Source organism: Burkholderia diffusa (assembly GCF_902499115.1).
Taxonomy (GTDB): Bacteria; Pseudomonadota; Gammaproteobacteria; order Burkholderiales; family Burkholderiaceae; genus Burkholderia; species Burkholderia diffusa.
Window position 1 is genome coordinate 181,737 of the sequence record NZ_CABVPN010000003.1, and the last position, 24,896, is coordinate 206,632.

Consider the following 24,896-nt stretch of genomic DNA (forward strand, 5'->3'; position numbering starts at 1 on the left):
GCGCGCCGATTCGACCTCGCAATCCTGTCAGGGATTTTTGAGATGAGAGGTGGGGTAACATTCCGCCGATTGCTGTAGCTAATATCGTTGATATTTTCGACTAGTTGAATACGTTGTCCGGTCGCGAGATCGAGAGTGCCGATCGACGGACCCACTGCTGGGTGGGGGCGATGAGGTTATTCGAATTTCACAATTCGTCGATTCCTGGCAACGCTTGACACTTGTTGACGCTGTTCGATTAGATTCCGTGCGATGTTCGAAGGCCGTGAGAGCGGATCAGACGAATCGCGAGTAGACCAAGACCATGAACAAAAACCATTATCGGCTGGTATTCAGCCGCGTGCGGGGTATGTTGATTGCGGTGGAAGAAACCGCGAGTGCATCAGGTAACGCAGGGCGGGGCGAAATCGGTTTCGCCATTCGTTCGCCGCGCGCATTCGCAAGATTCGCGCTTCGTCATGTGGCACTCGCGGTACTGGTTGCGGCCGGCGTGGTGCCGATATGGGCCAATGCCCAGGTTGTTGCGGGCGGCGCACACGCCCCGTCCGTGATCCAGACACAGAACGGACTTCAACAGGTGAACATCAACCGCCCCGGCTCGTCGGGCGTGTCGATGAACACGTACAACCAGTTCGATGTACCCAAGCCCGGGATCATTCTCAACAACTCCCCGATTAACGTCCAGACTCAACTGGGCGGCATTATCGGCGGGAACCCCAATTTCCAGGCCGGCGATGCGGCGCGTCTGATCGTCAACCAGGTCAACAGCAACAACCCGAGCTTTATTCGCGGCAAAGTCGAAATCGGCGGCGCGTCGGCGCAACTCGTGATCGCGAATCAGGCCGGTTTGGTTGTCGATGGTGGCGGTTTCCTGAATACGAGCCGAGCCACACTGACAACCGGCAATCCGAACTTCGGGCCTGACGGCTCGCTCACGGGTTTCAACGTCAACCAGGGCTTGATTTCGGTTGTCGGCGCGGGGCTCGACACGGCCAATGTCGATCAGGTGGATTTGTTGGCCCGCGCCGTACAGATCAACGCGAAGGCTTACGCGAAGACCCTGAACGTGGTGGCTGGATCGAACCAGGTCGACTACAACACCCTGAACGCCACGCCGATTGCGGGCAATGGCCCCGCGCCCACCATCGCGATCGATGTCAGTCAACTCGGCGGCATGTACGCGAATAGGGTGTTTCTCGTTAGTTCCGAGAATGGCGTCGGTGTTGCGAACGCGGGCGACATCGCGGCACAGGCGGGTGATCTGACGCTGCAAGCGAACGGCCGCCTCGTGCTGTCGGGGCAGACCAATGCGGCCGGCAATATGTCGCTGTCGGCCTCGGGAGGCATTCAGAACAGCGGCGTCACGTATGGCAAACAGTCGGTCACGGTCAACACCGGTGCGGACCTGACCAACAGCGGTGCGTTGACCGCCCAACAGAACCTGACCGCCAACGTCGGCAGTCTCAACTCGACGGGCACCCTCGGCGCAGGCATCAATGCCGACAGCACGGTCGGCTCGAGTGGCGATCTGAGTGTCACGAGCAGCGGTCAGTTGACCGCAACGGGGACTAACAGCGCGGCCGGCAACGCGACCTTCGCCGGTAGCGGCGTCGATCTGTCGAACAGTGCGACGGCTGCCAACGGCAACCTCGCGTTGACAGCGACGGCGGGCGACGTGAACCTGACTGGCTCGACCGCCAGCGCCAAGGGCGCTGTGAACGCGCAAGCGAGCGGCACGGTTATCAACGACCGGGGCAATCTGTCCAGCGGCGCGGGCATGACGCTTGGCGGCGGCAACCTGTCGAATCAGGGCGGTCGCGCCAATTCGCAAGGCCCGCTGTCGGTACAGATGGCCAGCACCGTGTCGAACCAAAACGGCATGCTGAGTTCCCAAAGCACGGCCGACGTTCGCGGGAGTGCGATCCAGAACAATGCCGGGCTGATTCAGAGCGCGGGCAAGCAAACGATTGCTGGCGCATCGATCGACAATAGCGCCGGTCGGCTGATCTCCTTGAACGCAGACGGCCTGTCGGTGACGGCAACCGGCGCACTCACGAACGCGGCCGGCGCGAACGTGAGCGGCGATCCGGGCGGCGTCATCGGCGGCAAGGGTGAAGTGACCGTACAGGGCAACACGGTTACGAACAGCGGCTCGATGTCGGCCGACGCGAACCTGCACGTGATCGGTCGGAGCGTCGACAACGGCAACGGTATTCTGCACGCCGGGCAGGCCGCGACAGTCGACGCCGGCAATCATTTTGCGAATGCCGACGGCCGAGTTGAAGGCCAAAGCGTCGTGTTGAACGGCACGACGCTGGACAACTCCCAAGGCACGGTCAATGCGGCGACGGTCTCGCTGAACGGTTCGACTCTGCTGAACCACGGCGGTACGGTCACGCAGACCGGCACCGGCCCGATGACGGTTGCGATTACCGACACGCTCGACAACTCGAACAACGGTCTGATCCAGACGCGCAGCACGGATCTGTCGCTCGCGCCCGCCGTCCTGATCAACGACAACGGCGGCACGATCACGCACGTCGGCACCGGCACGCTGACGGTCGGCAACGGTTCGGGTACGCTCAGCAACAAAGCGGGCTCCATTGCCAGCAACGGCCGAACCGTCCTGCAAGGCAAGACGATCGATAACTCGGCCGGTTCGGCGTCCGGCCAAACGGGCCTCAGCGTCAATGCGGCTGACTCGATTACGAATGCAAGCGGCAAGCTCACGTCGAACGCCAACGTCGACGTGACTGCAGGCGCTGCACTGATCAACGACGGCGGCGAACTTGGTTCGAAGACGGCGACCACGACGATTCATAGCGGCTCGCTGTCGAACCTCGGCGGCAAAATCGTTTCGCCCACGCTCACGGCAACCGTCGCCGGACTCGTGGACAACAGCCAGAATGGCGACATCGAAAGCAATCAGCTCTCACTGACAGCCGCGAACCTGAAGAACCAGGGCGGCCGCATTTCGCAATGGCAGAGCGGGCCGACCACGCTTGCCATTTCCGGCACGCTCGACAATTCGAACGGCGGCGTCATCCAGAGCAACAGCACGGACCTGACGCTCGCACCGGCCGTTCTGGACAACTCCAAGGGCACCATCACGCATGGTGGCACCGGCACACTGACGCTCGCACCGGGTAATGGCGCGGGGACCTTGCAAAATATCGGCGGCACGATCGGTACCAACGGACAGGCCATCGTGAAGGCCGGTAGTCTGGACAATGGTAGCGGGGTCATCGCCGCCAAACTGGGTTTGTCGGCCACGATCGCCGGGGCGATGAACAACGCTCAAGGCCTGATGCGCTCGAACGCGGCGCTGTCGATCATCAGCAACGGGGCGCTGTCGAACCAGCAAGGGCACATCGAAGCCGGTCAGACGGGTGACGCCAGCACGCTGTCGATTCAGGCCGCATCGATCGACAATACGGATGGCGCTGTGCACGACTTCGGCAGCGGCGCGATGAACGTGCAGGGCGGCAGCCAGATCGTGAACAGCCATGCGGGCGGTGTCGCCGGCATGGGGCAAATGACGGGGCAAGGCGATGTGACGATCGGTGCGAGTTCGATCTCGAACACGCAGGGCGGCCAGTTGATGGGCGGATCGCTCCATGTCAAAGGCGATACGGTCGACAATTCCGGCGGGCAATTAGGCAACGTCGCCGGCAAGGTTACAAGCGCGACCGGCGACGTGGATGTCACGACGACGGGCGCGATCTCGAACGCCAACGGTTCGATCAGCTCGACTCGCGACCTGACGATAGCGGCTTCGACGCTGCTTGGCGGCGGCGCATACAGCGCGACGCACGACGCGACGATCAACCTGCAAGGCAACTTCACGACCACGCCACAGACGCAGTTCAACATCGGTCACGACCTGACCTTCACGTTGCCGGGTACCTTCGCGAACAGCGCGGACCTGCAATCGGTCAACAACCTGACGGTCAACGCCGGCAACATCGTCAACACGGGGGCGATGACGGCAGGCAGTCTGCTCAGCACGCATTCGGGCGATCTGACGAACTACGGCGCGATGGTCGGGGGCAGCGTCTCGATTCAGGCCAGCGGCACGGTGTCGAACCTCGGCCCTGTCGCGTTGATCGGCGCATCGGACACGTCGGGCCTGCTGGAAATTCTCGCGCACGACATCGAAAACCGCGACGACACGACGCTGGGCGATTCGATGCCGACCACGACGATCTTCGGGCTCGGCAAAGTGGCTTTGGCGGGCGGCAAGGATGCGAACGGCAACTACACGAACGCGGCGTTGATCAACAATTCGTCGGCGGCGATCCAATCGGGCAGCTCGATGGAACTGCACGCCGATAAGGTCACGAACACGCGGCGCGTGATGCAGACCTCGGGCAACACGAGTCAGGTCGATCTGGCATTGCTGCAACAGCTCGGCATCAGTATGTCGGGGTGTGCCGCTTACTACATCGCGGCCTGTAGCGGTCAGGACGTGCACTGGATCAACTTGTTCCACGATCCGAATTACCCGGATTACGATCCCGCGCCGATTATCGCGGCGCTCAAATTGCAGCCGGGCGGTGTCTTTACGGTACCGCCGAACGGTGGCCAATGGAACAGCGGCTATCAGTACACGACCTACGAGGGCAAGGCGGTCGCCAACACCGTGACGAATCTGAGCCCGGGCGCGCAGATCGCGTCCGGTGGCGATCTCGACGCGTCGACGGTCAAGACGTTCCAGAACTACTGGAGCAGCGTGACGGCGGTCGGCAACATCAAGCAGCCCGTGAGTCTCGATATGGATGGCTGGGGCGCGACCGGCCAGCAAGCGCCGGGCGTGACGGTCACGTATTCCGGGTACTACCACTACAACAACTACGACAACTCGGAACACAACTGGACCTTGCCGTTCGGCGACAAGCCCTTCGTCGGCGGGCCGGGCGGCTATACGCAAGCCGCGCCGGCCGATGTGCGGCAATACAGCTTGCCCGACTATCGCTCGACGTGGGGTGCGAACCGCACGATCTCGGGCAACGGCGTGAGCGTGAACAACACGGCGGCCAACGCGACCATTCCGTCGCTCGGCCTGCTGCCCGGTCAGGCCGTGCCGGGGCTGACGATCGGCACGGTGAGCGGCAACGCGAGCGGCACGCAGTCGGGAGCCGCCGCGATCAAGGGAGGTACGCCCACCTGGATCGATCCGGTGATCGCGAGCGCGACCGCCGTGAACGTGCTGAACAACCTGACGATTCCGCAAGGCGGCCTGTACCGGCCGAATCCTGCCCCGAACCCGACATACCTCATCGAGACGAACCCCGCGTTCACTCGAATGAACAATTTCCTGTCGAGCGACTATTACCTGAACCAGATCGGCGTGAATCCGCTGACGACCGAAAAGCGTCTCGGAGACGGGTTCTACGAGCAGCAGCTCGTGCGCAACCAGGTCACGCAACTGACGGGCAAGGCGGTATTGGGGCCGTATACGGACCTTCAGGGTATGTATCAGTCGCTGATGCTGGCGGGGGCTGAATTGTCGAAGTCGCTGAACTTGCCGCTCGGCATGAGCTTGTCGCCGCAGCAGGTGGCCGCGCTCACGACCAACGTGATCATCATGCAGACCGAGACGGTCGGCGGCCAGCAGGTATTGGTACCGGTCGTGTATCTTGCGAAGGCCGATCAGCAGAACGCGAACGGTCCGCTGATCACGGCCGGCAATATCGATTTGAAGAACACGCAGGTCTTCACGAACAGCGGCACCGTGAAGGCGGACACGACGCTCGCGCTTCAAGGCAAGCAGATCGACAACGCATTCGGCGCGCTGCAAAGCGGCGGGCTGATGTCGCTCGACACGACGGGCAACGTGGATCTCACGTCGGCCAATGTGAAGGCCGGTAGCCTCGACCTGAACGCGGGCAACAAGCTGATTCTGGATACCGCGACGCAGACCACACACCAGGTGAGCCGCGACGGCGCGACGAGCGACAAGACGACGCTTGGCCCCACCGCGACCCTGGACGTGAAGGGCGACGCATCGATCAAAACCGGTGGCGACTTCCAGCAGAACGCGGGCAACCTGAACGTCGGCGGGAACCTGAACGCCGATGTCGGCGGGAACTGGAGTCTCGGCGCGCAGCAGACCGGTGAACACAAGGTCGTGCAGCGTGCGAACGGAGTGTCGGATACGGACCTCAACAGCGCAACGGGCAGCGCCGTGAGCGTCGGCGGCAAGTCGGCCATCGGTGTCGGCGGCGACCTGACGGCGCTAGGCGCACAACTCAATTTCGGTCAAGGCGGCACGGTCGCGGCCAAGGGCAACGTGACCTTCGGCGCGGCCAGCACCACGTCGACCATCAACGCCAATAGCTCGGGCGATCAAGGGAATCGCAGCTATGCGGAAACCCGGCATGGGTCGGACGAGGCGCTGGCGGGCACGACCGTCAAGGGCGGCGATACGCTCAATGTGGTGTCGGGCAAGGACATCAATGTCATCGGCAGCACGATCGACCTGAACAAGGGCGATGCGAACTTGCTGGCCGCCGGCGATGTGAATGTCGGCGCAGCCACCGAAACGCATGTGTACAACTCGCAGGAGACGCATAGCCGTAGCGGTGTCGTGAGCGGCACGAAAATCGCCAGCAGTCAGGACGCGACCAGCACCGTGGCGAACGGCAGCCTGATTTCGGCGGATGGCGTCTCGATTGGTAGCGGCAAGGACATCAACGTTCAGGGTAGTACGGTCGTCGGTACACACGACGTGACACTGAACGCGGCGCACGACGTGAACGTGACGACTTCGCAGAACACCAGCCAGTCGTCGACCACCTATCAGGAACAGCACTCGGGCCTGATGTCGGGCGGCGGCCTGTCGTTCTCGGTCGGCAACAGCAAACTCGCGCAGCAGAATCAATCGTCGAGCGTGACCAACAACGCCAGTACGGTCGGTTCGGTAGACGGCAATCTGTCGGTTCACGCGGGCAATACGCTGCACGTCCAAGGCAGTGATCTGGTCGCGGGCAAGGACATGACAGGGACGGCCGCGAACATCGTGATCGATTCGGCCACCGACACCACGCATCAAGCGCAACAGCAACAGACGAGCAAGAGTGGGCTGACGGTCGGCCTGTCGGGCTCGGTGGGCGATGCGATCAACAATGCGATCAGCGAGACGCAGGCCGCGCGCGAATCAGCGAAGGACAGCAACGGCCGCGCGTCGGCGCTGCATAGCATCGCGGCGGCCGGCGACGTGGCATTCGGCGGCATGGGCGGCGCAGCGCTTCTGAACGGTGCCAAGGGGCCGCAGGCTCCGAGCATCGGCGTGCAGGTCAGCGTTGGTTCGAGCCATAGCTCGATGCAGTCGTCGGAAGATCAGACGATTCAGCGGGGTTCCAGCGTCAATGCGGGCGGAACCGCGTCGCTGATTGCGACGGGCAACGGCACGCCAAAGGATGGCAACATCACGATCGCGGGCTCGAACGTGAACGCGGCCAACGTGGCGCTCGTCGCAAACAACCGGGTCAATCTCGTCAACACGACCGATACGGACAAGACGCAGAGTTCGAACTCGTCGTCGGGATCGAGCGTCGGCGTGTCGATAGGTACGAACGGTATTGGCGTGTCCGCGTCGATGCAGCGTGCGCATGGCGACGGCAATTCGGACGCGGCGATCCAGAACAACACGCATATCAACGCGAGCCAGACGGCGACCATTGTGAGCGGCGGCGACACGAACGTGATCGGTGCGAACGTGAACGCGAACAAGGTCGTGGCTGATGTGGGCGGCAACCTGAACGTGGCGAGCGTTCAGGATACGACTGTGAGCGCCGCGCATCAGTCGAGCGCGGGCGGCGGCTTCACGATCAGCCAGACCGGCGGCGGAGCTAGTTTCAGTGCGCAGAACGGCCACGCGGACGGCAACTATGCGGGCGTGAACGAACAGGCGGGCATCCAGGCCGGTGCTGGCGGGTTCGACGTGACCGTGAAGGGCAACACCGACCTGAAGGGTGCGTATATCGGCAGCACGGCCGATCCGTCGAAGAACAGCCTGACGACCGGCACGCTGACGACCAGCGACATCGAGAACCACTCGCACTACAGCGCGAACAGCGCGGGCTTCAGCGCGGGCGCATCGGTCGGGCCGAGCAACAAGGCAGTTGGCCCGTCATCGGTATCGGGCTCGGGCGGCGTCACGCCGATGGTGTTCCAGAACGACAGCGGCGACCAGAGCGCGACGACGAAGAGCGCGGTGAGCGCAGGCACGATTACCATCACGAAGCCGGGCGAGCAGACGCAGCACCTCGCGAACCTGAACCGCGATGCGACGAATCTGAACGGGACCGTTTCGAAGACGCCGGACGTTCAGAAAACGCTGTCGCAGCAGGCCGATACGATGAACGCGGCGCAGGCGGCCGGTCAGACGATTTCGCAGGGGATCGGGCTGTATGCCGATGGCAAGCGCAAGGATGCGATCGACGCGGCCAAGGCCGCATACGAGCGCGGCGACCTCGTTGCGATGCAGTCATACATCGACCAGGCGAAGAGCTGGGATGAGGGAGGTGCGTCGCGCGCGGGCTTGCAAGCAACTGGCGGTGCGCTGATCGGCGGGCTCGGCGGCGGCAGTGCGCTCACGGCGATCGGCGGCGCAGCGGGAGCCGGCACGTCGTCACTGCTGGCCGGACAGGCCGAGAAGATTAGCAAATCGGTTGGCGATACGACCGGCTCGTCGCTGGTCGGCAACATCGCTGCGAACGTCGCGGCAACGGTCGGTGGCGCACTGGTCGGCGGCAGCGCCGGAGCGGCCGCCGCATCGAACGTCGAGCTTTACAATGCCAGCGAAGACAAGCTTCGGGGCGAAGATCAGAAGGAAATCGCGGAGCTTAAGAAGGCGCTGGATAAAGAGCGCGCGATGATCGGCCAAGTCAATCTGACGCAACGCCAAGAGGACGGACTGACAACTGTGCCGGCCACGGCCGTGGCGGGTGTGTTGAGCGGCGGCAAGGCCACGGGAGGCGCAGGGAAGTCATCGGGGAAGGCCACAAACAGCACCTCCGGCTCTGCACCCATGATCAATGGCGTTACGGTAACCGACCGGGTTACCGGAAACGTCTACCAAGGCACCGTTGATCTTCAGCCGACGCTAGATCGAATCGCGTCTGGCGTGAAGTATCCTTCACGTAACGACAGCACCACGTTCAGCAATAACGAAGGGCTTTTGCCGCGGCAGCCAGCAGGCTACTACACGGAATACGTTGTTCCGACACCTGGGGTGAACGGTGTTGGTCCGCAGCGGATCGTGACCGGGCAAAATGGCGAGGTGTATTACACGCCCGACCACTATAAGACGTTCATTCCCGTAAAAAGGTAACCGCGATGACAATCGTCAACCCGTTTCGTTACGAGGCACAACCAAATGGTTACCGCCCGAAAGACGCATTCGTTGCCATGCTTCCCTCGACCATTGGAACGAAGAGCGGCTTGCTTGAGGCGCTCGCGTCCTTACTCGCATTTCCGGCATATTTCGGCTTCAACTGGGATGCGTTGTTTGACTGCTTCCGTGACTTCAGTTGGCTAAACGAACACGACATCGTGTTGATCCATCCAGAGCTCCCGATGTTGCAGCAGTCGGAGCTCAAGATATATCTGCGTTTGCTGCGCGACTCAGCTCTCGATTGGCGTCCAGACGAAGCACATCGCTTCGAGGTCGTATTTGCCGAATCTGACAAGGAGACCGTAGAACGCTTGCTGCGTGAGGGGTAGCCGGCTAAAGGGGAATTGAATGTCCATTACCGAAACGAATGTTGTTGATTTGATTGGCGTTGATCCATCCAAGAAAATCGCCAAGCTCGGGATTTCCGATCATTTGGAATGGTCGGCGCCAGAAGATGAACATCTTCTTCTTCTTCAGGAAAAAATCAATACATATTTGAGATTCATTGAGGGTGGCGAATTATATCAGCACTTCCCAAATGCGCGTGGTTGTCAGTGCGAGATTGAATTGCTTGCAAAATATCCGCTGTCGCCGGCCGCACTCGACTTTTTTGAGAAGGCGAAAGCGGTTATTCGTGAGGCGGGATTTGATTTGTCATGTCAAGTTGGGTGAGCTTGGAGTCGCTGGGTTGATTTGACAAAGGCTGCGATCGCCGCTCCACCCGGAGGACGCAAATGAAGAATTCCTTGATAAATATGAAAGAGCGTCTCAAAGATGATCAATTGGCGAGGTGCATCGAAATTTATTTTATGGAGCTTGGGAGGTCACGCCCAATCATTACGTCGAGAAATTACGGAAATTCCAGCAAAGCCCTGTACGCCCAGGGGCAGCGAGAAGACGAATGGTGTTGGATCAACGTAATAGAATGGCCGCCGGGGCAGCGAATCGCTAACGATTGCCCCTACGCATGCTCGATCGAGAGTCGAGGGGATGAATTGTTTTCGGCTATTGTTGTTTCTGCAATCTCGTTGGTGACGGGCGGAATAATTTACGACGATGCGGGATATCTATGGTCCGGGCATGAATTTTCTCCTGATGAGTTCAGGGAAAAATTGCTGGTTGAAGTTAGTCAAAAATATTCCTGACCAGAAGTGACCAATCTTAAAAGGGAAATTATGAGGAGGTTTGCGTTTTGGTCACTTTTCGTCTTCATTCCGTTCGTAGCACGGGCACAACAGGCCCCCACTCCGAACGACCAGGCCGCCGCCGCTCGCGCGAACGCCGAGCAAATCCAGCAAGTGCAGCAGCGCCGTGACGCGCAGCAGCGCGACGCCACCGTGCAAACGCCGGGCGTGCGTTCGGACGTGCCGCGCCCGGAAGCCTATCCGGTACTGCCGACCGAAACACCGTGCTTTCGAATCGATCGTTTCGCGCTCGACGTGCCCGACTCGTTACCGGCTGCGTCAAAGGCGCAAGGCGCATCCGCCTTGCCGATGGATCGCTTCGCCTTTGCCCGCGACTGGCTCGCTTACTACGCCGGCCAATGCGTCGGTAAGCAAGGCGTCGACCTGATCGTCAAAGGGGTGTCGCAGGCCATCCTCGCACGCGGCTATATCACGACCCGCGTACTCGTGCCCGAACAGGATTTGTCTACCGGCACATTGAAGCTTGCCCTGATTCCGGGCGTCATCCGGCACGTGCGTTTCGAGGACGAGAAGTTGCGCGGTACGTGGAAGACCGCGTTCCCGACGCGCGACGGCGAAGTGTTGAACCTGCGCGACATTGAGCAAGGGCTTGAGCAGATGAAGCGCGTCTCAAGTCAGGATGTGTCAATGAGGATTGCACCCGGAGATACGCCCGGCGAAAGCGACGTCGTGCTCGACGTGAAGCGCAGCAAACCATGGACCGTTGTTGCGTCCATCGACAATTCCGGTACGCGCGCGACCGGCAAACTGCAAGGCAATGTGTCGCTTGGCATCGACAACCCGCTGGGTCTCAATGACATCTTCAACGTAGGCTTCAACCAGGATCTGGAATTCGGCGACAAGCGCTTCGGCTCGCACGGCTGGAACGCGTTCTACTCGGTTCCTTGGGGTTATTGGACCGGCACTCTCTCGGCCTATACCAGTACGTACTTTCAACCACTCGCGGCCGTGAACCAGACGTTCGTTGCGAGCGGCAACATGAAGACGGTCGACTTCAGGCTCAATCGTGTGTTGGCGCGCAGCCGGAACGATGTGTTCGGTGCACAGGTTCGCCTGACGCGCCGTTTCGGCGACAGCTATATCGAAGGCACGACGATACCGTCGTCACATCAGAACGCGACCTTTCTCGAATTCGGGCTGAACGACCGGCACTATTTCGGCTCGTCGCAGTTCGATGGCTCGCTTGCCTATCGTCAGGGGCTCGGCTGGCTTGGCTCGACCGACAGCATGTTCGCGGCGGAGGGTGGACAGACTTACAGATTCAAGATGGTCGTGCTCGATGCGAATCTGTCGACACCGTTCGTCATCGGTACGCAGCCGTTCAAATATGTGACGACCTTTCATGGTCAGTACACCGGCAATACGGTTTCATACCTCGATAGCGTCACGATCGGCAGTCGTTATACCGTGCGGGGATTCGACGGTGAAACGCTGCTGGCGGGATCGCGCGGGCTCTACTGGCGCAACGAATTGCAGGTTCCCATCGCGCAGACCGGGCTATCGGCCTATGCTGGTCTCGACTACGGTCGGGTCTGGGGGCCGGAGCCGGTTGCCTTGGTTGGCACGCAGCTCGCCGGTGCAGTGATTGGCGTCAAGGGCAGTGTCACGACTCGGTTCGGCGGATACGGCTACGATCTCTTCGCGGGTACACCTGTCTACAAGCCGTCCGGTTTTCCAACCGCGCGCGTGACGCTCGGTTTTCAGGTGACTGCTCAGTTCTGAAGACAATGAGCCAAGGCGCATCAACGCTCGTGTTCTGACGGCTTCGAGTTTCGTTGCGACAACGGCGAACCGCTGCGCCTAACGTTCGCGTTGGACTGCTGCGACCGCGAAGCGATGAGCTGGGCGGCGACGCTGAGAGTGTGGAGCGGTATCGCCGGCTTCCGTGGATTGTTATGCCTCGCGCTTGTGCCTCGCGTCGTAGCGCTCTCGCAGCGGTTTGGTGATTCGCAGGAGTTCCGAAAAATCATCGAAGGCTACCTCCCGGAGTTTTTTTGCGAAAACCTCATACGACTCCATGATCGGATTCGGATCGCGTTTCATATCTGAAAGCCATGATATTTTTCGCGTAAGCATCTGCTCCTCGAATCCACCGTGGACATAGCTCGATAGGTTGTCGTAAACCTTCGCAATCTCGGGAATCTTGTCCTCTAGCGACTTCACAAGGGTCATGACGTTGAAGCCGTCGCCTTTGAACATTCCACGAGCGGATTTCTCGTTCGATCGATATTTCGCCATTAAGCGTCCGACTCCTGATCGCAGCTCTTCAAGAGTTGTTGTCCCTGCTTTGTATTGACGCCAAAGCCGCAGCCCTTTTCGAAGACTCCCGACGTTCAGAAAACGCTATCTCAGCAGGCCGACACGATGAACGCGGCGCAGGCGGTCGGGCAGACGGTTTCGCAGGCGATCGGTCTGTATGCCGACCACAAGCGCGACGCAGCATTGGACGCGGCCGACAAAGCCTACAAGGCTGGTGATTTGGCGGGTGCACAGGCGGAGTTGAACGAAGCCAAGGGCTGGATGGAAGGCGGTGCGTCGCGCGCGGAACTGCAGATGGGGGGCGGTGCGCTGATCGGCGGACTCGGTGGCGGTAGCGCGCTCACGGCGATTGGTGGTGCAGCGGGAGCCGGCATGTCGTCATTGCTGGCGAACCAAGCTGAGAGGATCAGTAAATCGGTCGGCGATACGACCGGCTCGTCGCTTGTCGGCAATATCGCTGCGAACGTCGCAGCAACGGTTGGTGGCGCACTGGTTGGCGGTAGCGCGGGCGCCGCGATGGCGTCAAACGTCCAGCTTTACAACGCAGGTAACGACGCCAACAACAAGGATGCGCAAGCGAAGGCGGCCGGGCTTCAGGGGCAGATCAATCAGGCATTGGCGGCCACCTTTGGCACATTCGGAGCTGCGGCCGGGCTACGAAACCCCGTGAGTGACGCAATTGGTAAGGCGATCGATTGGGCTGCGAGCCAGTTCAGTACGCTGATGAAGCGGGACGCGCAGGATAAGATTTCGCAGTCGCCGGCCCAGTTGATTTCTCAGAGCATAGCGAATGGGGCCAACACGGTCCTGGGTTCGAAAGGCGGCGAGCCGCCGATGGCCGGTCCAGGTACAGTACTGGTAAATTCCTCTATGGAACAGGCTGCGAACGCTTCGTTGACGGGTTCGCGAGGCGCGCCGTCCAAAGCAATCTTGTCGAATAATGGTGGGGGTGACGCCAATGCTAATGCGAACGGTGCAACTGGGAATGGCCCATATTCGAACCTTACCGATTCCTCAAGTGTGGGGCCAGGGAAAAATTTCACGGCAACGCAGAAGAAAAACATCATTGAACAGAACATTGCTAACAATGGTGGCGAATTGAGGTCTGATCTGGATGGGACACTGTTGGTGCCTGCGAGTAAAAGTCAAAAGGGGGTTACTCCGCCTCCCAATGAGGTTCAAATTGACCACATTGTGGCAAAGAATCCGGCAGATTCGAATGCACCAGCGGGGACCAATAGCTATAGTAATGCGCAAGTTTTGTCTCGGGAGCAGAATCGAGACAAATCGAATAAGCCGCCTAAATAAGGGTTTTTGATCATGGAAAAAAAGGAATGGCCGTTTTCTGATCCGCAAAACGTAGCTGTTATCGCTGACAAGAGAATCGTGAGCCGACAAGACTGGATTGCATACGTTTCTCACGACCGCGATGACGGAATGTGGCAATTCCATACAAATCGCACTGAGCCATTGGGGGAAGGCGATGCATCTGTGGTAAGTTTGAAAAACATTACTGATCTTGATTCGTCGGTGCTTGAATTGGCAACCCTTCCAATTGGTTGGCATGCCTGGAGAGCTTCGATCGATTCTCGATGGGAGGTTGCCGAAACTCGAAATTGATTCCTCTTATTCGGTGAGATTGATCATTCGCTCAATCCATGGGTTGAAGATAGTGAGAGTGAAAGAGGGGGTAATTTTTGGGGTGCTATTGATGTAGATTTCGTTAGATGAAAAATGTTCGTTTCGCAAAATTAATTGTTGACGTTTCGATATTTTTGGAATATTCCGGGGAGGGTATCGTAGATCTGGATGCGTCCATAGAGTTGCTGCAGCAAATTGGTAGCGAATTGCAAAAAATGACGGATGCTGAAAGAGCGTCTCTTGCGAAGAATATTCGAGAATTGGCGCTGCAATACGGTCCGAGATCGAATTTCGTGACTGATCTCCCGTCAAATTTTGGGATTTCAGAGTGGCGATGGCGTGTGCGAAACCGCCCACGTCGATCACTTCATGAATGCTTTCTCGGCTCAAGCGACTTCTGCAGATTTTGTGCCGCTTACTTCTAGGTTTTTGAGTGAGGTGAATAAAATCTTGCTTATCAAGGTGATTGGTAATGTTCCGCAAAAAAATGCAGGCGAAGATCATTCTAGTCAAGTGAGGCGAAAATGGCGGGATCGATAGTTATTTCTAAAGACGTTCGCGTTCCGGTGAGTACGAGTCAGTTCGACTATTTGGTTAGCAGAATCGGTGATCAGTTTGGCTTGTCTGACATTTGGGTTAAGGATGAGGTTTATCTTCCTATGGAAGAAGGAGGGATGAGCTTTATCTCAACGGAATCGTTGAATTCTAACGAGCTGTCAATTTTTCTGACGGCTGTGATGCGGGCTAGAACCGCTTCTCAGGATGAGGGATCATTTCTCTTATACGAGGGTGTCTGGAATCAACTGGTTGAGAAGTTGCGGCAGGACGCGCGGCTCGGAGTTTCGGGGAATTGATTTAAATATCGATCATAGTGAGGCGTTGATGCGAATTGATGGTCAGCGTTATATCGATAACGGGGAATTTTTGCTGCTTATTCCCGTTAATTAAAAATAAGCAAATGAAAAAGACCAGACGGCTGGCGGTTTTACCAATCGGCTGGCGGTTTTACCAATCACTACTCTGATCACGCTTGCTGCGCAAGCACAACAGGCGCCGTCTCCGAGCGACCAGGCCGCCGCTGCCCGCGCGAACGCCAACAAGGTGATTGCGGAGGTGGGGGGCAGGATACAAGTCGCAGCAAGGCCCACGCAGTACGAACGAATCGAAGAGTGCGAGCGTTGGGGGGGCATATGGCACCGGCGGATTCGGCGTCTCAGCGTCGATGTCGTGCGCGCACGGCGATGCGAATTGCCATCATCTTGTTCAGGTTCCTGTCTTTCCCGAGGCCGAATCCGGATTCGGCAAGCAATTGGAAGGCTGCAAAAGCGTTGCGCTTCGAAGGATCAATTGCCGAGACAGCCCCGCATCGACCGACCTTCGCACGCCGCCATCGCCTCGGTTCGCCGTCGGGGTGACTCGCCATTGTTGTTTTAGAACGACCGTGCTAAATTCCCGCCAGCATTTGCAGTCACCGACCTAATCATCCGGTTCCGGCAACCGGCGCCAACGGGCGCGCCGGCGCGTCGCCCGACAGGAGACAGACGTGATGGAGCGCATCGATCGAGCACCCGCGGACCGAGCGGGGCGTGCGGGCCGCGTGGAGGGCGTCGCGATGAGCCTGCTGATGTCGCGACGCGATCTCGCGTTCCTGCTGTATGACTGGCTCGATGCGGATGCGCTCGCCGCGCTGCCGCGCTATGCGGAGCACAGCCGCGAGACGTTCGATGCGGTGCTCGACACCAGCGAGCGGATCGCGGCGGACCTGTTCGCGCCGCATGCGGCGCGCGGCGACCGCGAGGAGCCGCAGTTCGACGGCGAGCGCGTGACGCTGATTCCCGAGGTCGAGCCGGCGGTGCGTGCCTTCGCCGACGCCGGCCTGATCGCCGCGGGCCAGGACGAAGCATTCGGCGGGATGCGGCTGCCGAAACTCATCGAAGCCGCATCGTTCCTGTTCTTCCAGGCCGCGAACATCGCGACCGCCGCGTATCCGTTCCTCACCGTCGCGAACGCGAACCTGCTGCTCGCGCACGGCAGCCCCGCGCAGATCGACGCGTTCGCGCGTCCCGAGCTGGAAGGGCGCTTCTTCGGCACGATGTGCCTATCCGAGCCGCAGGCCGGTTCGTCGCTGTCGGACATCGTCACGCGTGCCGACTTCGAGCGCGCGTCGCCGCTCGGCCCGCGCTACCGGATCACCGGCAACAAGATGTGGATTTCGGGTGGCGAGCACGAACTGGCGGAGAACATCGTTCACCTCGTGCTCGCGAAGATTCCCGACGAACAAGGGCGGCTGCTGCCCGGCACGCGCGGCATCTCGCTGTTCATCGTCCCCAGGTATCTGCCGGCCGAGGACGGCGCCGCTCACGGCGAGCACAACGACGTGGTGCTTGCGGGCCTGAATCACAAGATGGGCTATCGCGGCACGACGAACTGCCTGCTTAACTTCGGCGAAGGCACGCGCCATCGTCCGCAGGGGCGCGCCGGTGCGATCGGCTATCTGGTCGGCGAGCCCAATCACGGCCTCGCTTACATGTTCCACATGATGAACGAGGCGCGCATCGGCGTCGGCGCGGGTGCGGTGGCGCTCGGCTACACCGGTTACCTGCATGCGCTCGACTATGCGCGCAACCGGCCGCAGGGGCGTCCGCTCGGACCGGCCGGCAAGGACGCGGCGGCGCCGCAGATGCCGATCGTCGCGCACCCGGACGTGCGGCGCATGCTGCTCGCGCAGAAGGCGTACGTCGAAGGCGGGCTCGCGCTGATCCTGTACTGCGCGCGGCTCGTCGACGAAGCGCGCGCGCACGGCGATGCGGCGGTGCGCGCCGAGGCCGCGCGCCTGCTCGACATCCTGACGCCGATCGCGAAAAGCTGGCCGTCGCAGTGGTGTCTCGCCGCCAACGATCTCGCGATCCAGGTGCACGGCGGATATGGCTATACGCGCGACTATCCGGTCGAGCGGCTCTATCGCGACAACCGCCTGAACCCGATCCACGAAGGCACGCACGGCATCCAGGCGCTCGACCTGCTGGGCCGCAAGGTCGGTCAGGACGACGGCGCGCTGCTGCGTACGCTCGATGCACGTATCGAAACGACGCTCGAACGTGCGCGGGCGGCGGATGGCGATACGCGCGTGCATGCCGATGCGCTGGCGCCGCGCTGGGCACGGCTAGTCGACGTCACGCGCGCATTGGCCGCGCTTGGTGATCCACAAGTGCGGCTCGCGAATGCGAGCGTCTATCTGGAGGCGTTCGGCCATCTGGTCGTCGCGTGGCTGTGGCTCGACGTGACGCTCGCCGCGCGCGGACGCGATGACGATTTTCACGACGGCAAGCGAGCCGCCGCGCGATACTTCTTTCGCTGGGAACTGCCGAAGGTGGATGCGCAGCTCGACCTGCTGGCGAGCGTCGATACGACGACGCTCGACATGCGCGACGCGTGGTTCTGAGCGTCGCGCCGCACGGATGAAGGTGTCGCGGTGCGGGCCGCCTGGCCTGTGCCGCGCGCCGGTCGCGCGGGCGCGTCCCGCTGCCGTATCGATGCGCGGCGATGTCGCGCAAGGAGAATGGAGAGCATGAAAGCGCTGTTGTGTACCGCATTCGGCCCGATCGACCGCTTGCGTATCGAGGACGTCGCGATTCCCGAACCGGCCGCTGGTCAGGTGCGGATTCGCGTGAAGGCGGCGTCGCTCAATTTCCCCGATGCGCTGATCGTTCAGGGGCTGTATCAGGTGAAGCCGGCATTGCCGTTCTCGCCCGGCGCCGAATTCGCCGGCGTGATCGACGCGGTCGGCGACGGCGTGAGCGCCTGGCGGCCGGGCGACGAGGTGGTCGCGTTCGCCGGCCACGGCGGCTTCGCCGCGCAGTGCGTGGCCGACGTGCACCAGATCGCGGCGCTGCCGCCGGGGATGACGTTCGAGCAGGGCGCGGCGCTCGTGCTGGCGTATGGCACGTCGCTGCATGCGCTGCAGCAGCGCGCGCGCCTGCAGCAGGGCGAGACGCTGCTGGTGCTGGGCGCGGGCGGCGGTGTCGGGCTCGCCGCGATCGAGATCGCGAAGGCGCTGGGCGCGCGCGTGATCGCGGCCGCGTCGAGCGCGGACAAACTGGCGCTATGCCGCGAAGCCGGCGCCGACGACACGATCGACTATGCGACCGAGGACCTGCGGCGCCGCGTCGACGAACTGACCGGCGGACGCGGCGCGGACGTCGTCTACGATCCGGTCGGCGGCGCGTACAGCGAGGCCGCGCTGCGGGCGACCGCGTGGCGCGGCCGGTTCCTCGTGGTCGGTTTCGCGGCCGGCGAAATTCCGAAGATCGCGCTGAACCTTGCACTGCTCAAGGAGCGCGACATCCTGGGCGTGTTCTGGGGCGATGCGGTGCGGCGCGACCCGGCGCAGCATGCGGCGAACATGCGCCAGCTCGCGCAATGGTTCGCGGCCGGCAAGGTGCGGCCCGCGATCACCGAGCGCGTGCCGCTCGCGGGTGCGGCCGACGCCATTGCGCGCATGGCGAACCGGCAGGTCAAGGGCAAGGTCGTGATCCTGCCGGACGCGTGATCACGCCGGTGCCGGTTCACGCGGCGGTGGCCCGACCGGGCATCGCCTTCGATCGAGGTTCTTTCGTGTAACGTTACCGGAGTCGCTGACCATGCAATCCCTGTCGAATCTGCAGCCTGCCGTCGCGGCCTCGCTTGCTGCGTGGCACGCGATGCTCGCGCGCAAGGATTTCAGCGCGCTCGACACGATCGTCCATCCGGATGCCGTGTTCCGTTCGCCGATGGCGTTCAAGCCGTACGGGCCGGCGCCCGCACTGTTGCTCGCGCTGCGCACGGTGCTCACGATCCTCGAGAACTTCGAATATCACCGCGCGTTCGCCGACGACGACGGCACGAGCGTCGTGCTGGAATTCAGTGCGACGGTCGGCGACAAGCGGCTGAAGGGGATCGACATGATCCGCTTCGACGCCGACGGACGGATCGTCGAATTCGAGGTGATGATCCGTCCGTTCAACGCGCTGCAGGCGCTCGGCGCGGAGATGGGCGCGCGGCTCGGGCAGCAGCTGCCGGCGTTCAGGAGCGGCGGGTGAGGGGGCGACGACGCCCCGCTTGCATTCATTGGCCCAGTGAAATGGACGATGCGCGGCCGGCTAGGCCACGTGCCGTATTTTCCGGTGCGTCGCCGAGGAAGTCCGGCAACGCCCGCGGCGGTAGAGTAATCACGAAGCGTGCGCCGCCGAGCGGCGAATCCTCGAGCCGCACGTCGCCGCCGTGCACGAGCGCGACGCGTCGCACGATCGCGAGCCCGAGCCCGAATCCGCCGGTCTGCCGGTCGCGGCTCGAATCGAGCCGCTGGAACGGTTCGAATACGCGCGCGCGTTCGGCGACCGGAATGCCGGGACCGTCGTCGTCGACGCTCAGCACCAGCGCGCCGGACGCATCGTGCGTCGCGGACAGCAGGACGGTGCGCGACGCATAACGCGCGCCGTTGCGGATCAGGTTCAGCAGCGCGCGTGCGACGAGCTTCGGATCGCACACGTGCGATGCAGGGGCGCCGCTCGTCGACACGCCGAGCGTGAGGCCGCGGTCGGCGACGTCGTTCGCGACGTTGCCGGCCACGCTGTCGATCAGCGCATCGACGACGACGTCCATCGGCGCGAGCTCGCTTGCGCCTTGTTCGAGCCGCCCGATCGTCAGCAGCTCGGTCACGAGACCGTCGAGTTCGCGCACGTCGCGTCGAAGTTCGTCGCGGCGTTCGCGCATCCGCCCGCTCTCGTCGGATTCGGCGAGCAGCGCGAGCCCGAATTCGAGGCGCGCGAGCGGCGTCTTCAGCTCATGCGAGATGCCATGCATCATTTCGCGCTGCTGCTTGATCGACGCCTCGATCCGCTCGGCCATGTCGTTGAACTGCTGCGACAGCTCGTAGATGTTCGATCGCCCGGACAGCTTCACGCGCGTCGACAGCTTGCCCGCGCCGAACGCGTGCGCGGCGGCCTGCAGCTTGCGCAGGTCGCGCCAGTGATACGAGATCCACAGCACCACGGCGAACAGCGCGGCGAGCGCGAGCAGCAGGTACGCGTAGATCTTGATGTCGAGATCGGCCGCCTCGGTCGGGCGCGCATGCAGCACGGACCCGTCCGCGAGCGGCATGTAGTAATCCTTGGCGTCGTAGCTGATCGCGATCCGGCCCGCGTCGAGATCGCGCAGCGGTGTGCCGCTCAACTGCGCGCGGGCGTCGGCCATCGTCATGAAGCCGAATCCTTCGTTCCCGTGCTTCGCGAGTTCGCGCAGCGCGAGCATGCGCTGCGCGCCCGGATGACGCTCCAGATAATCGTTCAGCACGAACGCGTAGGTCGTCAGCGAATCGCGCTGCGCCTGCGCGACGCGATCATAGAAGATCCGGTCGAACGAGAACTGGATGAATGCGATCGATCCGGCGACGCACAGGATCACGATGAGGTACAGCCTGATCAACGGGCGCAGCATTTATTCGTCCCACGCGGAAGGGCTGAACAGGTAGCCGCGGCCCCAGATCGTCTTGATCTTGTGCGGCTCCGACGACGCATCCTCGAAGCGGCGGCGCAGCTTCGAGATGCCGGAATCGACCGAGCGGTCGAGCCCGTCGAACTCGATCCCGCGCAACTGCTTCAGGATGTCGTCGCGGCTCAGCACGGTGCCGGCCGCGCGCGCGAGGATCAGCAGCAGGTTGAACTCGGCCGTCTTCAGGTCGACAGGATCGCCGCGCCATGTGACGGTGCGGTTCGGCGGCGAGATCGTCAGTTCTCCGAATACCAGCGCTTCGGGCGCGGTAGCGGGCCTGTCCGTCGCGGCCGGCTGCGCGCGGCGCAGCAGCGCGCGGGCGCGCGCCACCAGCACCCGCGGCTCGATCGGCTTCGTCACGTAGTCGTCGGCGCCGGTTTCGAGGCCCGCGACCTGATCGTAGACGTCCGCGCGCGCGGTGAGAATCAGCACCGGGACGTTGGTGAATGCGCGAATGCGCCGGCACACTTCCATCCCGTCGAGGTTCGGCAGCATCAGGTCGAGGATCACGAGCGCGGGCTGGTGTTCGCGCACCGCCGCGACCGCCAGGTCGCCGCGTCGCACGACCGTCACCGCGAATTCGTAGTTGTCGAGGTATTCGCGCACGAGCTGCGCGAGGCGGTCGTCGTCCTCGATCAGCAGTACACGGTATTTGAGCGGATTGTCGTACATGGTCTCCTCGATGCGCGCGCGTCGTCCCGCATCCCGGCAGGCGGGCGCGCGGCGCGGCACGCGAATTCTATCCGGCGTTCCGGCGGCCTGGGCAGCAAGGCGACAATCGCGAACAATCGAACACAATTGAGCACAGATTCCCCGCAGATTCCGGACAGTCCCGGCGCACGGCGGCACCTAGACTTCGGGCTCCGTCACTCTTAATTCAATATTGTGCGCCCAACCCTTCGCCGCTCCCGTTATTGCGTGCCGCTTGCCGGCCTGACCCTTGCCGCCGCCGCCCATGCGGAAAACCAGTATTCGCTTTCGCTCGGCGGCGGGTTCGCGCCGCGCTACCAGGGGAGCAACCAGTATCGCGGCGTCGTCGCGCCGGGGTTTTCCGCGAAGTTCGGCAACGGCTTCTTCATCGACAGCACCGCGGGCGCCGGCTATCGGCTGGACCTCCCGCACGGCGCGTTCGTGTCGGCGGCGGTGAGCTACGACGCGGGCCGCGCGGACGAGAACCGCTTCGACCTGCCCGGTTCCGACTACCTGAAGGGGATGGGCCGGATTCCCGGCTCGGTGCTCGTCGGCGTGCGGGCAGGGCTGACGCTGTTCGATGCGGCGGAGCTGAGCGTGTCGGTCGACACCCCGGTGACGCATACGTCGCGCGGCGTGTCGGGGCATGTCGACCTCGCGGTGCCGGTGTTCAAGACCGCGCGGCACGAGATCGTCGTGACGGGCAGCGTGCATGCCGGGACCGGACGCTACACGCAGACGTTCTACGGTGTGACCGACGCGCAGTCGATGGCGAGCCGCTTCCGGCCATATTCGACGAGCGGCGGGATCGACAGCGCGACGATGTCGGTCGCGTGGCACTGGAACCTGTCGCGGCACTGGTCGGTCGTCGCGACGGGCGGCGTGACGCGCCTGCTCGGGCGCTATGGCGACAGCCCGATCGTCCAGTCGCGCAGCAACTACTACGGGATGGCCGGCGCGACCTACAGGTTTTGAACGGGTGGCCGGCGCGCGCGTGCCGGACATGACGCGCCGGTGCGCCTGAACGGCCGTCGCCGCGAACCGCGTGCGGTAACATGCGGGCGGGTCCGGCGTCGCGCCGGGCCTGCGACGCCGGTGCGCCTGAACGGCTCGACCGCGTTGTGCATCGCCGCCATTCGCCGGCTGCCATCCGTCAGGATAGGGCCGGCGGCGCGCGGCGCCGATCACGCAAGCGATACCCGGCCTTGCACGCATGCCGCACGTGAATCGCCGGGCCGCGACTGGGAGATACCGATGAAGAGAACGATCGCGATGCTCGTGGCACTCGTTGCGAGCGCAACCTTCGCAGGATGTGCGGATATGAACACGAAACACCGCAACGCCACCGCCGGCGGCGCAGTGACGAACCCGGCTCCGTCGGGCGCCGTGAACGCATGCAAGGCGGACGCCGCGCCGGACGATGCGCTGATCGGCAAGACGGAGGGCGAGGCGGCCGCGCTGCTCGACGGCTGCCTGTGGCGCGTGCTCGAGCGCGACGGCCAGTCGTTGCCGGGCACGATGGACTATCGCCCGGAGCGCCGCGACCTTGGCATTCGCGACGGCAAGGTGATCTGGGTGCGGCGCGGGTGATGTGGCTGGGCGGTGCGTGCGTTACTTCGAGATATACCAGAGCGCGTCGGTGCTGACGCGTGCAGCCGGCTTCGTCGCGGCCGGCGCCTGAGGTGTCGCGACGGGGGGCGGCGTGTTCGACGTCACGGCGGTGGGCCACGTCGCGGGCGTCTGCGACGTGGTCGATGCCGTCGAGGTATTTGCCGTACTCGAGGTCGCCGCCGATCCTGACGTCGACGCCGTATCGATATACCAGAGCGCATTGGCAGTGTGCTTCACCGTCGGCGCCGCGGCAGCCGTTGCCGCCGTCGCGCCTGAACGCGGCGTTCCCGCTGCCGCTCCCGCCCCAGCCCCTGCCTGCGCAGTCGCCCCTGCCGCACCGCGCTGCGCGCGCGCCTCGAACGGCCCGAGCTGGAAGATTAACGTTTGCGCGGGACGCGTCAGAACGGCATACGGGAACTGCAGCTCCCACGACATCAGCACGCGGCCCGACGACGTCTCGGTGAAGATCGCCGGCACGTGTTTCATGTCGCTGAATTGCACGTAGATTCGCGCGCCGTCGTCGAACACCTGGGTCGGCTTGGCCTGGTCGGCACCCGTGACCGTCCAGCCGAAGTTGTACGTGCCGGCCGGGCCGGCGGGCCCGCCTTGCGGCTGCGGCGGCGGGGCGGCCGGCGCGAGCGTGCGGGCACGCGCGACCGGCGGTGCCGACACGCTCAGGCTCGCGAACGGGTTGTACGCCTGCACCTGCTGCGGCGGCGTGAAAGAGGGTGGCAGGATGGGCATGGGAGTATCCGGCGAATCCGGCATGGTCCGGATTGCATCATAGACCTTGCGGGCATACGCGAGGCGCTTGTCGGGCGACGCGGCGTTGTACGCGCCGATCGCGTTCCAGTTGGCGCCGAGCTGGCGGATGTTCTGCGACAGGATCCACGCGCCGACGTACGCGTTGGTGCACGCATCGAACAGGCTTTCCCGCGAGATGCCTTCGCGCGCGAGCGTCGGCAGCCACGTGCTGTTGATCTGCATCAGCCCGATGTCGACGGTGCCGTTCGTGTTGGTGTTGACGGCATTCGGGTTCATTCCCGATTCGACCTGCGCGATGCCGCGCAGCAGGCTCACACTCACCTTCTGGAACGTGGCCGCGTCGTCGAGGCAGTCGGCACGCGCGAATCCGTGCAGCGCGCACGACAGCGCGATCGTCGCGGCGATCTTCGGCGTGGCGTGGCTGATCGAACGGGCAGTCTGACGCGGCATGGCAGGATGGGGCGGAATCCGGCCGCCCGGTGCAAGGAAATTACGCAGACGCGAAGTGTGCCATAGCGCGCAGTCAAATGGCTCGCGTCAAACTTTCCTTTGCATTTGCCGGCGCATGTGTCGCGCATTTTCGTTGGCGCCGGTATCGACGCGCGGCAGGACGGAATCGGTAAAAAAGACTGCAATCGTGCGCATGCCGGCAGGCGCGCGCAGTCGCAATACTGACGCCACGCGTCAGATGCGCCGCGGAGGCGGCAGTGAATGGCGCAGCGAAGCGGAGACGAGAGGCGCATCCGGCGCTGCGCGGGCCGTAGAAGCGACGACGGCGGCCGCAGCCGCCGTGTCGG

At 62.6% G+C, this 24,896-nt stretch carries 18 protein-coding genes; 13 read left to right on the top strand and 5 right to left on the bottom strand.

Annotation, left to right across the window (positions count from 1 at the left end; translation table 11 throughout):
* Positions 1-304: 304 nt before the first annotated feature.
* The 5 genes from BTE28158_RS04390 to BTE28158_RS04410 all read left to right on the top strand — a co-directional run bounded on the left by BTE28158_RS04390 (position 305) and on the right by BTE28158_RS04410 (position 12,327).
* Positions 305-9,337, top strand: coding sequence for a hemagglutinin repeat-containing protein (locus tag BTE28158_RS04390; protein ID WP_151047825.1), 9,033 nt, complete (start codon positions 305-307; stop codon positions 9,335-9,337).
* Between the two features lie 5 nt (positions 9,338-9,342).
* Positions 9,343-9,729, top strand: a complete 387-nt coding sequence (locus BTE28158_RS04395) for a barstar family protein (protein ID WP_082729036.1) — start codon at positions 9,343-9,345, stop codon at positions 9,727-9,729.
* Positions 9,730-9,748: 19 nt separating this feature from the next.
* On the top strand, positions 9,749-10,072 hold the full coding sequence (locus BTE28158_RS04400; RefSeq protein ID WP_151047819.1) for a DUF6572 domain-containing protein: 324 nt from the start codon (positions 9,749-9,751) through the stop codon (positions 10,070-10,072).
* A 62-nt stretch (positions 10,073-10,134) separates the two neighbouring features.
* The gene (locus BTE28158_RS04405) at positions 10,135-10,545 is read left to right on the top strand and encodes a hypothetical protein (RefSeq protein ID WP_151047817.1); all 411 of its coding nucleotides are present in this window, start codon (positions 10,135-10,137) and stop codon (positions 10,543-10,545) included.
* 30 nt (positions 10,546-10,575) lie between these two features.
* The gene (locus BTE28158_RS04410) at positions 10,576-12,327 is read left to right on the top strand and encodes a ShlB/FhaC/HecB family hemolysin secretion/activation protein (protein WP_151047858.1); all 1,752 of its coding nucleotides are present in this window, start codon (positions 10,576-10,578) and stop codon (positions 12,325-12,327) included.
* Positions 12,328-12,498: 171 nt separating this feature from the next.
* Here the strand turns inward: BTE28158_RS04410 and BTE28158_RS04415 are convergent, their stop codons facing one another.
* A complete protein-coding gene (locus tag BTE28158_RS04415) occupies positions 12,499-12,843 on the bottom strand; it encodes a hypothetical protein (protein WP_151047815.1) in 345 nt (114 codons plus the stop codon).
* Between the two features lie 126 nt (positions 12,844-12,969).
* Between BTE28158_RS04415 and BTE28158_RS04420 the strand changes: the two genes are divergently transcribed.
* Both BTE28158_RS04420 and BTE28158_RS04425 read left to right on the top strand, forming a co-directional pair.
* Positions 12,970-14,172 carry an HNH endonuclease family protein gene (locus BTE28158_RS04420; protein ID WP_275404616.1) on the top strand — a complete coding sequence of 401 codons (1,203 nt, stop codon included), beginning with the start codon at positions 12,970-12,972 and terminating at the stop codon, positions 14,170-14,172.
* A gap of 12 nt (positions 14,173-14,184) precedes the next feature.
* Positions 14,185-14,484, top strand: a complete 300-nt coding sequence (locus tag BTE28158_RS04425) for a hypothetical protein (protein WP_151047813.1) — start codon at positions 14,185-14,187, stop codon at positions 14,482-14,484.
* 6 nt (positions 14,485-14,490) lie between these two features.
* On the opposite strand, the gene BTE28158_RS04430 is transcribed toward BTE28158_RS04425, so the two are convergent.
* On the bottom strand, positions 14,491-14,895 hold the full coding sequence (locus BTE28158_RS04430) for a hypothetical protein (RefSeq protein WP_170296381.1): 405 nt from the start codon (positions 14,893-14,895) through the stop codon (positions 14,491-14,493).
* 134 nt (positions 14,896-15,029) lie between these two features.
* Here BTE28158_RS04430 and BTE28158_RS32775 point away from each other — a divergent pair, with 134 nt between their 5' ends.
* The 4 genes from BTE28158_RS32775 (at position 15,030) to BTE28158_RS04445 (ending at position 19,583) form a co-directional block, all read left to right on the top strand.
* Positions 15,030-15,359, top strand: a complete 330-nt coding sequence (locus BTE28158_RS32775) for a hypothetical protein (RefSeq protein WP_275404615.1) — start codon at positions 15,030-15,032, stop codon at positions 15,357-15,359.
* A gap of 758 nt (positions 15,360-16,117) precedes the next feature.
* Positions 16,118-17,947 carry an acyl-CoA dehydrogenase gene (locus BTE28158_RS04435; RefSeq protein ID WP_151047857.1) on the top strand — a complete coding sequence of 610 codons (1,830 nt, stop codon included), beginning with the start codon at positions 16,118-16,120 and terminating at the stop codon, positions 17,945-17,947.
* Between the two features lie 126 nt (positions 17,948-18,073).
* On the top strand, positions 18,074-19,054 hold the full coding sequence (locus BTE28158_RS04440) for an NADPH:quinone oxidoreductase family protein (protein ID WP_151047808.1): 981 nt from the start codon (positions 18,074-18,076) through the stop codon (positions 19,052-19,054).
* 91 nt (positions 19,055-19,145) lie between these two features.
* Positions 19,146-19,583, top strand: coding sequence for a nuclear transport factor 2 family protein (locus BTE28158_RS04445; protein ID WP_059606426.1), 438 nt, complete (start codon positions 19,146-19,148; stop codon positions 19,581-19,583).
* A 25-nt stretch (positions 19,584-19,608) separates the two neighbouring features.
* Here the strand turns inward: BTE28158_RS04445 and BTE28158_RS04450 are convergent, their stop codons facing one another.
* Both BTE28158_RS04450 and BTE28158_RS04455 read right to left on the bottom strand, forming a co-directional pair.
* Positions 19,609-20,979, bottom strand: coding sequence for an ATP-binding protein (locus BTE28158_RS04450; RefSeq protein ID WP_151047805.1), 1,371 nt, complete (start codon positions 20,977-20,979; stop codon positions 19,609-19,611).
* Positions 20,980-21,705: a response regulator gene (locus tag BTE28158_RS04455; protein ID WP_124903648.1), complete on the bottom strand. Its 726-nt coding sequence runs from the start codon at positions 21,703-21,705 to the stop codon at positions 20,980-20,982.
* 246 nt (positions 21,706-21,951) lie between these two features.
* On the opposite strand from BTE28158_RS04455, the gene BTE28158_RS04460 reads away from it, so the two are divergent.
* Positions 21,952-22,698 carry a MipA/OmpV family protein gene (locus BTE28158_RS04460; protein WP_059606431.1) on the top strand — a complete coding sequence of 249 codons (747 nt, stop codon included), beginning with the start codon at positions 21,952-21,954 and terminating at the stop codon, positions 22,696-22,698.
* 279 nt (positions 22,699-22,977) lie between these two features.
* Entirely contained in the window at positions 22,978-23,313 is a 336-nt protein-coding gene (locus BTE28158_RS04465) for a hypothetical protein (RefSeq protein ID WP_124626607.1), read from the top strand.
* 21 nt (positions 23,314-23,334) lie between these two features.
* On the opposite strand, the gene BTE28158_RS04470 is transcribed toward BTE28158_RS04465, so the two are convergent.
* Positions 23,335-24,549 carry a lytic transglycosylase domain-containing protein gene (locus BTE28158_RS04470; RefSeq protein WP_124903650.1) on the bottom strand — a complete coding sequence of 405 codons (1,215 nt, stop codon included), beginning with the start codon at positions 24,547-24,549 and terminating at the stop codon, positions 23,335-23,337.
* Positions 24,550-24,896: the final 347 nt, after the last annotated feature.

What these genes read in the sequence shown, in the direction of transcription:
- BTE28158_RS04405 (WP_151047817.1), top strand. Translation starts at nt 10,135, where the DNA reads ATGAAGAATTCCTTGATAAATATGAAAGAGCGTCTCAAAGATGATCAA.
- BTE28158_RS04415 (WP_151047815.1), bottom strand. Translation starts at nt 12,843, where the DNA reads ATGGCGAAATATCGATCGAACGAGAAATCCGCTCGTGGAATGTTCAAA.
- BTE28158_RS04445 (WP_059606426.1), top strand. Translation starts at nt 19,146, where the DNA reads ATGCAATCCCTGTCGAATCTGCAGCCTGCCGTCGCGGCCTCGCTTGCT.
- BTE28158_RS04425 (WP_151047813.1), top strand. Translation starts at nt 14,185, where the DNA reads ATGGAAAAAAAGGAATGGCCGTTTTCTGATCCGCAAAACGTAGCTGTT.
- BTE28158_RS04420 (WP_275404616.1), top strand. Translation starts at nt 12,970, where the DNA reads ATGAACGCGGCGCAGGCGGTCGGGCAGACGGTTTCGCAGGCGATCGGT.
- BTE28158_RS04440 (WP_151047808.1), top strand. Translation starts at nt 18,074, where the DNA reads ATGAAAGCGCTGTTGTGTACCGCATTCGGCCCGATCGACCGCTTGCGT.
- BTE28158_RS04470 (WP_124903650.1), bottom strand. Translation starts at nt 24,549, where the DNA reads ATGCCGCGTCAGACTGCCCGTTCGATCAGCCACGCCACGCCGAAGATC.
- BTE28158_RS04450 (WP_151047805.1), bottom strand. Translation starts at nt 20,979, where the DNA reads ATGCTGCGCCCGTTGATCAGGCTGTACCTCATCGTGATCCTGTGCGTC.
- BTE28158_RS04410 (WP_151047858.1), top strand. Translation starts at nt 10,576, where the DNA reads ATGAGGAGGTTTGCGTTTTGGTCACTTTTCGTCTTCATTCCGTTCGTA.
- BTE28158_RS04465 (WP_124626607.1), top strand. Translation starts at nt 22,978, where the DNA reads ATGAAGAGAACGATCGCGATGCTCGTGGCACTCGTTGCGAGCGCAACC.
- BTE28158_RS04395 (WP_082729036.1), top strand. Translation starts at nt 9,343, where the DNA reads ATGACAATCGTCAACCCGTTTCGTTACGAGGCACAACCAAATGGTTAC.
- BTE28158_RS04435 (WP_151047857.1), top strand. Translation starts at nt 16,118, where the DNA reads ATGAGCCTGCTGATGTCGCGACGCGATCTCGCGTTCCTGCTGTATGAC.
- BTE28158_RS04455 (WP_124903648.1), bottom strand. Translation starts at nt 21,705, where the DNA reads ATGTACGACAATCCGCTCAAATACCGTGTACTGCTGATCGAGGACGAC.
- BTE28158_RS04390 (WP_151047825.1), top strand. Translation starts at nt 305, where the DNA reads ATGAACAAAAACCATTATCGGCTGGTATTCAGCCGCGTGCGGGGTATG.
- BTE28158_RS32775 (WP_275404615.1), top strand. Translation starts at nt 15,030, where the DNA reads ATGGCGGGATCGATAGTTATTTCTAAAGACGTTCGCGTTCCGGTGAGT.
- BTE28158_RS04400 (WP_151047819.1), top strand. Translation starts at nt 9,749, where the DNA reads ATGTCCATTACCGAAACGAATGTTGTTGATTTGATTGGCGTTGATCCA.